At 63.5% G+C, this 13,000-nt stretch carries 9 protein-coding genes; 3 read left to right on the top strand and 6 right to left on the bottom strand.

What is annotated here, in order from left to right; genetic code table 11:
- The first annotated feature begins 112 nt into the window (after nt 1-112).
- Nucleotides 113-2,194, top strand: a complete 2,082-nt coding sequence (locus CO660_RS04485; RefSeq protein WP_097597737.1) for a methyl-accepting chemotaxis protein — start codon at nt 113-115, stop codon at nt 2,192-2,194.
- Nucleotides 2,195-2,258: 64 nt separating this feature from the next.
- Here the strand turns inward: CO660_RS04485 and CO660_RS04480 are convergent, their stop codons facing one another.
- Together CO660_RS04480 and CO660_RS04475 are read right to left on the bottom strand one after the other, a co-directional pair.
- Nucleotides 2,259-3,509, bottom strand: coding sequence for a class I SAM-dependent RNA methyltransferase (locus CO660_RS04480; protein WP_097597736.1), 1,251 nt, complete (start codon nt 3,507-3,509; stop codon nt 2,259-2,261).
- Nucleotides 3,506-4,252: a TlyA family RNA methyltransferase gene (locus CO660_RS04475; protein WP_097597860.1), complete on the bottom strand. Its 747-nt coding sequence runs from the start codon at nt 4,250-4,252 to the stop codon at nt 3,506-3,508. The genes CO660_RS04480 and CO660_RS04475 overlap by 4 nt, the downstream gene beginning before the upstream one ends.
- Nucleotides 4,253-4,516: 264 nt before the next feature.
- On the opposite strand from CO660_RS04475, the gene CO660_RS04470 reads away from it, so the two are divergent.
- Nucleotides 4,517-6,460: a methyl-accepting chemotaxis protein gene (locus tag CO660_RS04470; RefSeq protein WP_097597735.1), complete on the top strand. Its 1,944-nt coding sequence runs from the start codon at nt 4,517-4,519 to the stop codon at nt 6,458-6,460.
- 235 nt (nt 6,461-6,695) lie between these two features.
- Here the strand turns inward: CO660_RS04470 and dxs are convergent, their stop codons facing one another.
- Nucleotides 6,696-8,612 carry a 1-deoxy-D-xylulose-5-phosphate synthase gene (dxs, locus tag CO660_RS04465; RefSeq protein WP_085777180.1) on the bottom strand — a complete coding sequence of 639 codons (1,917 nt, stop codon included), beginning with the start codon at nt 8,610-8,612 and terminating at the stop codon, nt 6,696-6,698.
- Between the two features lie 263 nt (nt 8,613-8,875).
- On the opposite strand from dxs, the gene CO660_RS04460 reads away from it, so the two are divergent.
- Nucleotides 8,876-10,855 carry a phospholipase D-like domain-containing protein gene (locus CO660_RS04460; protein WP_097597859.1) on the top strand — a complete coding sequence of 660 codons (1,980 nt, stop codon included), beginning with the start codon at nt 8,876-8,878 and terminating at the stop codon, nt 10,853-10,855.
- A gap of 25 nt (nt 10,856-10,880) precedes the next feature.
- Here CO660_RS04460 and CO660_RS04455 read toward each other — a convergent pair whose 3' ends face one another.
- From CO660_RS04455 to CO660_RS04445, 3 genes are all read right to left on the bottom strand, one after another.
- Nucleotides 10,881-11,804: a pirin family protein gene (locus CO660_RS04455; RefSeq protein WP_097597734.1), complete on the bottom strand. Its 924-nt coding sequence runs from the start codon at nt 11,802-11,804 to the stop codon at nt 10,881-10,883.
- An 89-nt stretch (nt 11,805-11,893) separates the two neighbouring features.
- Nucleotides 11,894-12,661: an SDR family oxidoreductase gene (locus CO660_RS04450; RefSeq protein ID WP_097597733.1), complete on the bottom strand. Its 768-nt coding sequence runs from the start codon at nt 12,659-12,661 to the stop codon at nt 11,894-11,896.
- A gap of 87 nt (nt 12,662-12,748) precedes the next feature.
- On the bottom strand, nt 12,749-13,000 hold the full coding sequence (locus tag CO660_RS04445; protein WP_039618216.1) for an exodeoxyribonuclease VII small subunit: 252 nt from the start codon (nt 12,998-13,000) through the stop codon (nt 12,749-12,751).

The following is a 13,000-nucleotide window of genomic DNA, read 5'->3' as shown; positions in this document are numbered from 1 at the left end:
GGGCGCATGATGTGCTTGACCCCCTTGTTCAAATTCATCCAACGGTGTCGCCGCCCATGTCGCGGCGTGCTTAACCGTTGCGCCCCCGAATCTATTTGATGGAGTGCATGGCATGACAAAGAAGACCAATTTGATGACGCGCATCCTGGTTGCAGCGTCTGTCGTAGTCCTAGCTGCTTTCGCCGCCTTTTCCTATTACATCGATCACGTTCAGCGTAGCGTGACCACCGCTTCGATCGAAGCGAATATCAAATCCTCTGGCGAGCAGGCCGCCCACAGCCTCGCCAACTGGATGAACGGGCGCGTCATCTTGACCGCCATGGTCGGTGATGCTGTTGGCAAGGCAGTCGATCGTGATGGTGTTCGCAAGGTTCTGCAGAACAATGTGCTCGCCACCCAGTTCGTCAGCACCTACCTCGGCGATGAGCAGGGCGTCTTCACGTCGTGGCCGGACCTGCCGCTGCCGGCTGATTACGATCCGCGCAAGCGTCCCTGGTATCAGGATGCCGTAAAGGCAAACGCCCCCGTGCTGACCGAACCCTATACTGACGCATCCAGCGGCAATCTCATCATCAGCTCTGCCGTTCCAGTTTCCCGCGATGGCAAGCTCGCCGGCGTTGCTGCCAGCGATTTCTCGCTGGAAACCATGGTCAATATGATCAAGGAGATCAATCTTGGCGGGCAGGGCGAGGCTTTCCTCGTTAATAACAGCGGCCAAATTCTCATCCACCCCGATGCGAAGCTGGTAACGAAGACGCTGGCCGATGCCTTCCCGACGATCACGCCGACGATCGGCGGCAGCCTCACCGAAACCGAATTTGCCGGCAAACCGGTGCTTGTGTCCTTCGTGCCGGTCGAAGGTCTTCCGACTGTAAAATGGTATCTCGGCTTCGTGGTCGACAGCGACAAAGCCTTCGCGACGCTCGACCAGTTCCGCATCGCAGCCCTGGTCGCCACGCTCCTTGCCGTCGGCATCATGATTGCCGCCATGGCATGGCTGCTGCACGGCTTCGTCATCCGTCCAATCACGGCGATGACCGCTGCCATGCAGAAGCTTGCCGCCGGTGATCTTTCCGCCGTCATTCCAGGCGAAGAGCGCCGTGATCAGATCGGCTCGATGGCGGAGGCCGTTGCCGTGTTCAAAGCGAATGCCGTCGACCGGGAGCGCTTGGAAGACGAAGCCGAGCAGGGCCGTTCGCTGACGGAGCGCGAGCGCCGGGAACGCGAAGCGCAGAAAACGCGTGAGGCGGCGGAAATCCGTGAGGCCGTCGATGCGCTTGCTGGCGCGCTCGGAGCACTTTCCGAAGGCAATCTTGCCCATCGCATCGATACGCCTTTTGCCTCCCACCTCGATCGCTTGCGCAGCGACTACAACACCTCCGTCGCCAAGCTGGACGCTGCCCTCCATGCCGTCGGCAGCAATGCCCATGCAATCGACGCTGGAGCGACGGAAATCCGTACCGCCGCGGACGGTCTTGCCCGCCGCACCGAACAGCAGGCCGCCTCCGTCGAGGAAACGGCTGCCGCTCTGGAAGAGATCACCACGACCGTCAAGGATACTGCTCGCCGCGCCGAAGAGGCCGGCAGTCTGGTTGGCCGCACACGCAACGACGCCGAACATTCGGGCGAGATCGTCAGCAAGGCCGTCGATGCCATGACCGGCATCCAACAGTCCTCGGAGAAGATCTCAAGCATCATCGGCGTTATCGATGATATTGCCTTCCAGACAAACCTGCTGGCTCTCAACGCTGGCGTCGAAGCCGCACGCGCTGGTGAAGCCGGCAAGGGTTTTGCCGTCGTTGCCCAGGAAGTGCGCGAACTGGCCCAGCGTTCGGCCCAGGCCGCCAAGGAAATCGAAGGTCTGATCACGACTTCGAATGCTCAGGTTCGTTCAGGCGTCACACTCGTCGGCGATACCGGCAAGGCGCTGCAGTCGATTGTTGCGCAGGTGCAGGAAATCAGCCGCCATGTCGAGGCGATTGTGATCGCCACGCGTGAACAGTCGACGGGCCTCGCCGAGATCAACACTGCCGTCAACACAATGGATCAGGGCACCCAGCAAAATGCAGCCATGGTCGAGGAACAGACGGCCGCCAGCCATGGTCTTGCCCAGGAGGCCGCGAAACTGATGCGGCTTCTGGCGCAGTTCAGACTCGGCGCTCAGGAAGCCTTGGCTGTCCGCCGCGCAGCTTGACAAAAGTTGTCATCGGAGATGCCCGCGCTCGCCGCGGGCGTTTCCGATTGCCTAATGACGCCGGTTACTTCTCCAGCGTCGCCACCACCTCGACATGTGAAGTCCAGAGGAACTGGTCGATCGGCGTGACGCCGGTGATGCGGTAGCCGCCCTCGACGAGGATCGCCAGATCTCGCGCCAGAGTCAGCGGATTGCAGCTTACGGCGGCGATCTTCTTCACCGCCGAGCGGGCGAGCTCCTTGCACTGGAACTCCGCGCCGGCGCGTGGCGGATCGAAGACAACCATGTCATAGGGCTTGAACTCCTGCGTCATCAGCGGACGGCGCAAGAGATCGCGTTTTTCGATCGTCACGGGCTTCAGGCCCTGAGTTTTGCGGGCAGCCTGGTCGAGGGCTGCAAGCGCCTTGCCCTCGGCTTCGACCGCATGCACGCGGCCGATCCGCGCCAGCCGGAGCGAAAACGTTCCGGTGCCGGCAAAGAGGTCGGCGATCCGTTTCGATTTGCCGGCATGGGCAAGCACCAGCTCCGCCATCGCCTCTTCCGCCGGCTTGGTCGCTTGGGCAAAGCCGCCGGCCGGCGGCGAAACCGAGACACCGCCGAAATCGAGGAGCGGCTTCGATGGCTCGACCAGGATTTCTCCATTCACCGTCACGCGGGCAATGCCGCGCAAGGCCAGCACCGTCTCGATCGCCTTGCGCCGCTGCGGGTCGGAGAGCTTCTTGATTTCGTCGAACGCTACATCGAGTCCGGAGAGCGTTTCAAGCACGGCGATCCGGAAGGCTTCGGCGCTGGTCGCGAGCGACGCGGCGATCGCCTTGATCGCCGGCAGCCGGGCGACGATCCCAGGCGACGAGATCGGACATTCCTCGATGGCGACGATGTGGTGGCTTTCGGCCTGATTGAAACCGATCAGCATGTCCTTCTCGGTCCGGCGCGCCGCAAACACCACGCGCCGTCGCTCGCCCGGGTGAGCCGGGACGATTTCGCCGACCTCAGGCGTCAGCCCCTTGGATTTCAGCGCGTCGATGACCAGCTGGCGCTTGAAGGCGCGGTAGGGGCCGTCGGCCAGATGCTGCAGCGTGCAGCCGCCGCAGGTGCCGTTGATGCCGTCCGGACCGAAATGCCGGCAGGGCGGCTCCTGCCGGTCGGGTGAGGGCGCTGCGATCGACATGATCGTGCCATGGCTCTTGACGCGGGCGATCGCCACGGTTTCCCCAGGCAGGGAAAAGGGCACGTAGACAGGCCCGCCGGCGTCGCTTGCGATGCCGTCGCCCTGGGCGCCGAGTTTTTCGATCGTGACGGTTTCGGTGCTCACGGTTTTAATCCTGCCAAAAGATATTCCCGATTGCCGTCGCCGCCTGATATCGGGGAGGGAATGAGGCCGAGGCTTTTCCAGCCCATGTCCTCGGTGAACCAGCGCTCCAATTCGGATGCGACGGCCGGAGCAGACGAGGGATCCTTCAATAGCCCGCCCTTGCCGATCGCCTCGCGCCCGGCCTCGAACTGGGGCTTGACCAGCAGCACGGCGACAGCACCCGCCGCAGCGAGATCGAGCGCCGGAGTCAGCGCCAGCTTCAGCGAGATGAAGGAGACATCGGAGACGATGAAGGTGGCGGGCTCGCCGATATCGTCGGCGCTGAGACTGCGGGCGTTGAGGCCTTCGCGGTTCGTCACCCGCGGATCGCCGGATAGCCGCGGATGCATCTGCCCATGGCCGACATCGATTGCGGTGACGTGCCGGGCGCCCCTGAGCAGCAGCACTTCGGTGAAGCCGCCGGTGGAGGCGCCGATATCGAGACAGTGATGGCCGGCCGGATCGAGCCGGAAATGGTCGAGAGCGGCTGCAAGCTTCAGGGCGGCGCGCGAGACGTAAGCCTGTGCCGGGTCGTCGATCTCGATATCGGCATCGTCGCCGAAGAGCGCGCCGGCCTTGGTTACCACCTCACCGGCGATCCGGACCGTGCCGCGCTGCACGGCGTCGCGCGCCCGAGAGCGGCTGGCAAAGAGGCCGCGGGAGACGAGAAGCTGGTCGAGGCGTTGGCTGTTTTGATCGGACATCGGCTGTGAATGACCGGCAAAGCCGCCGCTTGCAAGCATTTTATTCCTGCCGGTTGCAGGGCAATTCCTGCGATCCGCGATTTAAACAAATTTAAAGCCTGTCCGCATAGGGTCGGCACGATTGCAGCGGTTGGTCCGAACCGCTTCGTGCCATGAAGGCGCAGGCGTCTTCCGCCGATCATGTTTCCAATTCCAAGTCTCTGCGGTTGCGCCTTGCGCGCGACTGTCTCTCGCCGCGCCGACTGTCGCCAGGAGAACTCACCGATGTCTGTTAAAAACATATCCCTGAATGGGAAGCTTGCGGCCACGTTCGCAGCCCTCATTCTGATCTTCGTGTCCGTTTCGGCTTTCGTCTATTCCAAGGCGACGGCATCGGCGGCCGCCTCCACCGAGCAGGAAAAATCGGAGCTGCTCGTCAACCAGATCGACGATGCGCTGCAGGCCATGCTCGAGCAGGCGGTCAACCTGCGCGGCTTCATTCTCTTCCGCAGCGACAGCACCTATGGCGATGTCTTCGCCAATCGCGAGCGCATGCTGAAGGCAATCGCCGCCGCCAAGCAGACCGCGGCCGGCGAGCCGCAGCTGGTCGAGATGATCGACGGCATGCAGAAGGCGGCCGACCTTTATTTCCATGAACTTGCCGAACCGCAGACCAAGGCGCGCAAGGAAACCGACATGCCGATCGAAGAGGTCGTCAAGATCGGCGTCAACGCCGCCAAGGGCCAGCTCGACGGTTTCCGCCAGGCGTCCGCCAAGATCAAGGCGACCGCCCGCGAAAAGTCGAATGCGCTCGCGGCGATCCGGGCTGATGCCAACAGCGATCTGACGACGACGCTGCTTGCCGGTGGCATCGTCGCCTCGCTAGCCGCCGCCCTTCTTGCCTGGCTGATGTCGCGCACCATCGTCCGCCCGGTCGTCGGCATGACCGCTGCCATGGACCGGCTCGCCGGCGGCCAGAACGATATCGAGGTTCCGGCTGTCGAACGCGGCGACGAGATCGGCCGCATGGCCAAGTCGGTCCTGGTCTTCAAGCAGGCGGCGATCGAGAAGCTGCGTCTTGCCGGGGAAACCGACCGCATGCGCGACGATGCAGAGCGCCAGCGCCAGGCAAGCGATGAGCAGAAGGCGCGCGAAGAAGGCGAGCTCCGCTATGCCGTCGACGCTCTGGCCGGTGGCCTTGCCGGCCTTGCCGTCGGCGATGTCGCTGCCCGCATCCAGACGCCGTTCGCGCCGCAATATGACAGCCTGCGCAACGACTTCAACCACGCCGTCGAAAAGCTGCAGGCGGCACTTCAGTCAGTCGGCCGCAATGCCTCGGCGATCAATGCAGGCGCTGGCGAAATCCGCTCGGCTGCCGACGATCTTGCCCATCGCACCGAGCAGCAAGCCGCAGCCGTCGAAGAGACCGCTGCAGCGCTCGAGCAGGTGACGACGACGGTGCGCGACAGCGCCAAGCGCGCCGAGGATGTCGGCAATCTCGTCGAGCGCACCCGCCTCGGCGCCGAAAAATCCGGCGATGTCGTCCGCAAGGCGGTCTCGGCCATGCAGCAGATCGAAAAATCCTCCGGCGAAATCTCCAACATCATCGGCGTCATCGACGACATCGCCTTCCAGACCAACCTCCTGGCGCTGAACGCCGGCGTCGAAGCGGCACGCGCCGGCGAGGCAGGCAAGGGCTTTGCAGTCGTCGCCCAAGAAGTGCGCGAGCTGGCGCAGCGTTCCGCCAAGGCTGCAAAGGAAATCAAGGACCTGATCACCAATTCCGGCACGCATGTTCAGACCGGTGTGTCGCTGGTCGGCGAGACCGGTAAGGCGCTGGAAGCCATCGTCGCCGAGGTGCAGGAGATCAACCGCAACGTCAACGCGATCGTCACCGCCACGCGCGAACAGTCGATCGGCCTGCAGGAGATCAACACCGCCGTCAACAACATGGATCAGGGCACGCAGCAGAATGCGGCCATGGTCGAGCAGCAGACCGCTGCAAGCCATGCGCTTGCCCAGGAAGCAAGCGCCCTGGACGAGCTGCTGCGCCAGTTCAAGCTCGGAACCGAGCCTGCCGCTCCGGTCCAGAGGACGGCAGCCGCAACGCCGGCCTCGCGCCCCATCGCCTCACCGGCCCGCGCACTCGCCAGCAAGGTCACCAAGGCCTTCGGCGGCAAACAGGCGAGCGCTGCGGTTGCGGTTCAGGAGGACTGGACGGAGTTCTGAGAGCGCGCTTTCGGAAGGAACGGCTAAGGAAGAGGGCGGCGCAGTGATGGGCTGCCCTTTTTTCATGAAGATAGTGATTGTGCGGTCCCGCAGCCCCCTCATCCGCCCTACGGGCACCTTCTCCCCGAGGGGAGAAGGGGGAGTCGAGAGGTCGCCGCAAATCTCTTCTCCCCAGCGGGGAGAAGGTGCCGGCAGGCGGATGAGGGGGCTACGCGGCGCACCCTCGGCCGATCACTTACCCGGCCACTCCAACGGCAACCCCGCGTCCAAGCGCCCGGAACACCGTCGAAACAATCCCGGCGCGATCCAATCCCGCATGAGCGTTCATCGCTTCGGGCTTGGCCTGTTCCATCCAGATGTCGGGCATGACGAGCGAGCGGATCTTCAGGCCGTTGTCGAGCAGGCCTTCGCTCGAAAGGTACTGCATCACCTGGCTGCCGAAGCCCCCGACCGAGCCTTCCTCGACGGTGATCAGCATCTCGTGGTGGCGGGCGAGCTGGCGGATCAGGTCGTGGTCGAGCGGTTTGGCGAAACGCGCGTCGGCGACCGTTGTCGACAACCCGGCGGCGTCGAGATCCTCGCCGGCAAGCAGACAGTCGGCAAGCCGGGTGCCGAAGGAGAGCAGCGCCACCTTGGTGCCTTCCTTGACGATGCGGCCCTTGCCGATCTGCAGGATTTCGCCGCGCGCCGGCATGTCGACGCCCACACCTTCGCCGCGGGGATAGCGGAAGGAGATCGGGCCGGCGTCATAGGCGGCGGCCGTGCGCACCATATGTTTGAGTTCAGCCTCGTCGGCCGCCGCCATCACCACGAAGCCGGGCAGGGTGGCGAGGAAGGCTGTGTCGAAGGAGCCGGCATGGGTCGGCCCGTCGGCGCCGACGAAGCCGGCGCGGTCGATCGGGAAACGCACCGGCAGGCCCTGGATTGCCACGTCGTGCACGACCTGGTCGTAGGCGCGCTGCAGGAAGGTGGAATAGAGGGCGGCGAACGGCTTGTAGCCTTCCGCCGCAAGCCCGGCGGCGAAGGTCACGGCATGTTGTTCGGCGATGCCGACGTCAAAACAGCGCGACGGAAAGGCTTCGGCGAGTTTGTCGAGGCCGGTGCCATTCGGCATGGCGGCGGTGATGCCGACGATCTTGTCGTCAAGGGCGGCTTCCTGCACCAGCGCTTCGGCAAAGACGCTGGTATAGCTCGGCGCATTCGGCTTGACCCGCGCCTGCGCGCCGGTGATGACGTCGAACTTGTTGACGCCATGGTATTTGTCGGCCGCGGCTTCCGCCGGCGGATAACCCTTGCCCTTCTGGGTGACGACGTGGATCAGCACCGGTCCGCGGGCATTGTCGCGCACATTGCGCAGCACCGGCAGCAGGTGGTCGAAGGAGTGCCCGTCGATGGGGCCGATATGGTAGAAGCCCATCTCCTCGAACATTGTGCCGCCGGTGACGTAGCCGCGCGCATGCTCGACGGCGCGGGTGATTGCCCGGTCGATGTTCTTGCCGAGATAGGCCGTCAGTTTCTTGCCGAAGTCGCGGAAGCCCATATAGGTGCGCCCCGAGGCGAGGCGGGCGAGATAGGCACTCATCGCCCCCGTCGGCGGGGCGATCGACATGTCGTTGTCGTTGAGAATGACGATGAGGCGGGCGTCGAGGGCGCCGGCATTGTTCAGCGCCTCATAGGCCATCCCGGCCGACATCGCCCCGTCGCCGATGACGGCGATGACGCGGCGGTCGGTCTTCTCCAGATCGGCGGCGATCGCCATGCCGAGACCGGCCGAGATCGAGGTCGAGGAATGCGCCGCCCCGAACGGATCATATTCGCTTTCGGCCCGGCGGGTGAAACCGGAAAGGCCGTTTTCCTGGCGCAGCGTGCGGATGCGGTCGCGCCGGCCGGTGAGGATCTTGTGCGGATAGCATTGGTGGCCGACATCGAAGATCAGCCGATCGTTGGGCGTATCGAAGACGCTGTGGATGGCGATCGTCAGCTCGACCACGCCGAGGCCGGCGCCGAGATGACCGCCGGTGCGCGACACCGCATCGATCATTTCGTCCCGGACTTCGCGGGCAAGCTGCGGCAGCTCGCGATCCTCGAGCTTGCGCAGGTCGGCTGGATAGATGACCTGGTCGAGCAGGGGAGTCTTCGGCAGTTGTGTCACGGGCGGGTGCTCTTTCTTGCTTTTCCTCGTTTCGCTTTATTCGATTAGATCGGGGCAAAACAAGTGCATTTCAGGAACCGAAGGTTTTCACCTTAGAGCATGGCGGAAAAAAGTGTGAGCGGTTTCGGAAGATATCACTTTCTATTTCTATGAGTTGCATTTGCCTGATTTGCCCGGGCGATCGAATGCGCGAAGCGCTGGCGAACAGCTTGAATATGACACGGAATGGTAGCAATGTTGCCGGACTGACTGGGGGACGGGTCATGGGAACGATTGTTGCAGCGCATGCCTACGTGAATAACGAGGTCGCCTATGTGGCCTGGGACATCGATGCCAAGATCGACGGGTGCCTCGGGTTCGAAGTCGTCCGCGTCTATCTCGACGAACAGGGTAACGTGTCGATAAGGTCCGACGGCAGCGAGGACCGGGTGACCTGCGCCGCCTGGGTCGCCTTCAAGGGGCAGCGTAATCCGCATTGGCTGCCGCAGACGACGTCGCTCTGGCCGGTGCAGAAGCTGTCCTGGCGCGACCTGACGCTGCGCAAGCGCCGCAACGAGATGAAGCGCCGACCGGACGAGGTCCGCGTGCGCTATGAAATCCGCCCGCTCGGCGACCTGAAGCCGGGCATGCAGGCCGCGCCCGATCCGACGCCTGAGATCGTCGAAATCAACAAGCGGGATGAAAATGGCCGGCCGATCAAAAAGCTCGACGGCACCTTCGAGAAGATCGCGGTCAAGGCCTATGAGGGGCCTCCGCGGCCGCTCGGTTATCTCGGGCCGGCCGTCGCCTCCAATCCGGTGCATGTGACGCGCAAGCGTGGCCAGTTCGAGTCCACCTTCACCAACGGCATCCTCGCCGCCCAGTGGCTGCGAAACGTGCTCTTGGAAGACGGCGTCAAACAGCCGAACGAGCTGATCGACATGATCTCCAATCCGGAAAACGGCATCCGCAAATATCTTGCCGGCGATGTCATTCCCATGCTCAAGGACTTCATGAATGCGCCTGGCCGGTTCCTTGTCGCGCTCTACGAGCTCGAGGATGAGGAACTGCTCGACCTGCTGCTTGCCAACAAGGACAAGTTCAGCCTCATCCTCGCCAATACCGGAAAGGTCGGTGACGACTGGGATGTGCGCAATGCCCATGCACGCAACGCGTTGATCGAGGCCGGCGCCGAAATTCACCACCGCATGTTCAACAATTCGAGTCAGATCGGCCACAACAAGTTCGTCGTCCATATTCCGCCTGGCGGCGCGGGTCGCAGCGTCTTCACCGGCAGCACCAACTGGACGGCGACGGGCCTTGCCGGCCAATCCAACAATGCGCTGATCGTCAGGAACGATGCCGTTGCCGCGGCCTATGTCTCCTATTGGGAGCGGATGCTGGAAGACAATGCAACGCTGGAAGAGCCGGTCGAATTCGACGACGGCATGCCCGACAACCAGCAGAGCAAGGCGTTCCGTCGCTCGAACGAGACGCCGTCCATTGTGCCCACCGGCAATGGCGCTTCGGTGGAAGCATGGTTCTCGCCGAACATGCAGAGCCGAAGGAAGGGCAAGGCTACACCGCCCGATCTTCGCGAGGTCTACCGGCTGATGCGCCGCGCCGAGCATGCGGTGCTGTTTCTGGCCTTCTATCCCGGACAGTCCGGCAAGGATTGCATCGTCGGCGAGGCGATCGACATCGGCCTCAAGGATCAGAAGCTGATCGTCACCGGCGCCGTTTCCAGCCCCCAGGCCATGCCCAACTATGTCCCCAGCAAAAAGAACGATCCCGACGACGAGGACGACGATGTCGACGCCATCTCGCCGCATACGTTCGACGAGGCCAACGTCTCGATCGTCCGCGCCTCGCGCATCGACGACCGGCAACTGCTGGCGGATTTCGGCGCGGAGGAACTGACGGCCAAGAAGGTCGGCGCCATCATTCACGACAAGGTGCTGGTGATCGATCCCTTATCGGATGACTGCGTCGTCGTCCTCGGCAGCCATAATCTCGGTTTCAAGGCCTCCTACGCCAATGATGAGAACATGCTGATCGTCAAAGGCGACCGCGCCCTTGCCGAGGCCTATGCGGTGCATATCCTCGATGTCTACGACCACTACCGCTTCCGTGCGGTCGAGGCGGAACTGAAGCGCCAGGGCAAGAAGGGCTGGTCGGGCTTCCTCAACGTCGACGACAGTTGGCAGGACGGCTACGTCAATCGCACGAAGGGGGCGCTGACGCGCTATTTCGCGGCGGGTTGATTTCCAGGCGGCCTATCCGCCGCCGTCACCCCTCCGGCAGAGGCACGAATTCCTCTTCGTCACCCGGCACGATATCGAAGCGGCCGGTGCGCCATTCCTCCTTGGCCTTTTCGATCCGCTCCTTCGAGGACGAGACGAAATTCCACCAGATATAGCGTTTCGAATTCAGCGCCGCGCCGCCGAAGAGCATTAGATGACAGCCGTCGCCGCCGGCTTCCAGCGTGATAGGATCGCCGGGCCGGAAGACCAGCAACTGATCGGCGGCGAAGCGATCGCCTGCGATGACCACCTCGCCCGACAGCACGTAGACGGCGCGCTCCTCATGGCCGGCGCCGAAGGGAAAGCGGACGCCCGGCTGCAGGTTGAGATCGACATAGAGCGTGTCGGAGAACGTGCCGACCGGCGATGTCATGCCTTCGAACGAACCGATGACGACCCGGCCGCGCACCCCTGATGTTTCGATCAGCGGCATGTCGGTCTTTTCCGTATGGGCGAAGGAAGGATCGATCTCCTCCTTGTCGTCGGGCAACGCGAGCCATGTCTGCAGCCCGGACATCAGCAACGGATGGCCGCGCAGATTGTCCGGCGTGCGCTCGGAATGGACGATGCCGCGGCCTGCCGTCATCAGGTTGATGTCGCCGGGACGGATGACCTTTTCGGTGCCGAGGCTGTCGCGATGGCGGATCTCGCCGTCGAACAGATAGGTGACGGTGGAAAGGCCGATATGCGGATGCGGCTTGACGTCGAGCGCCTCATTGGGCTTCAGGATCGCCGGTCCCATGCGGTCGAAGAAGATGAACGGCCCGACCAGCCGCCGCTGCCGCGTCGGCAGCGCGCGCCGCACCTGGAAGCCGCCGATATCGCTGCTGCGCGGAATGATCAGGTTCTCGATCGCATCGCAGGCGAAGGCATCGCCGGGCAGGGGATCTTTACCGGGAAAGAAGGACATGAGGGATCTCCGCTTGCAGGGACGTCGACCACAGATAGTCCCTGCAGCGCCGCGCGTCCAACAGGATGTGCCGAAGAGGCTCCATGATGTCAGATTGCGGTGAAGCCGTTATCGACGAAGAGATGAGCGCCATTGACGAAGCTCGATTCATCGCTGGCGAGATAAAGGGCGGCGCGCGCCACGTCTTCCGGTTCGCCGATCCGTCCCTGCTGCGCGGCGATGGCGGCATCCGAAACATCGACGCCGAGCGCCTGCAGGTCGGCGACCTCGCGCAGCCCGTGCGGCGTGCGGATGAAACCGGGGCAGACGGCGTTGCAGCGGATGTTTCGGTCGCGGAACTCGACGGCGATGGCGCGGGCAAACATGTGCACCGCGCCCTTGGTGGTGTCGTAGAGCACTTCCATCGGGGTGGCGGCGACCGCCGAGATCGACGAGGTGCAGACGATCGATCCGCCGCCGGCGGCGATCATCTTCGGCAGCACCGCCTTGGTCATCAGGAACATCGAGCGCACATTGACGGCGTGCAGCCAGTCCCATTCCTGAAGCGTCGTCTCCAGGAAAGGCTTGATGACGATGGTGCCGGCATGATTGAAGAGGACCGTCACCGCGCCATAGCGTTCCTCGACGCCGGCCACGGCGGCATTGACGGCGGCTTCGTCCGAGACATCGGCCGTCCAGCAGTCGGCCTCGCCGCCGGCATCACGGATTTGCTTCACGGTCTCGGCGGCCGCCTGACCATTGCGGTCGATGATCGTAACGCGCGCGCCTTCGGCCGCAAACAGCTTCGAGGCAGCACCCCCCATGCCGGTCGCGCCGCCCGAGATGATGGCGATTTTGCCCTTCAATCTGTCCGTCATTGTTTGTCCCCTGATGGTTCCGGAAGGGGATCATAGATCGACCGAAAGCCGATCGCCAAGCGTCTTCAAGTGCCGCGTTCGCTACGCTCAGGCGCCGTCCAGCGGCTCGACGCCCTGTGGCCTGCCGGCGCGGTCGAGCCTGATCTTCTCGATGCGGTTCTCGGCCGCCGAAAGCAGCGTCTCGCAATGTTTCTTCAGCGCTTCGCCGCGCTCGTAGATCTCGATGGATTCATCAAGCGCCACGTCGCCGCGTTCCAGCCGGGCAACGATGCTTTCGAGTTCGGCGACCGCCTTTTCGAAGGAAAGGCCTGATACTTCAGGCTTGGCGCTGTCAGTCAT

Origin of the sequence: Rhizobium sp. L9, assembly GCF_002531885.1 — a bacterium.
Taxonomy (GTDB): Bacteria; Pseudomonadota; Alphaproteobacteria; order Rhizobiales; family Rhizobiaceae; genus Rhizobium.
Note: the sequence above shows the minus strand (reverse complement) of the source record. Positions and strands in the feature narration are given on the sequence as shown.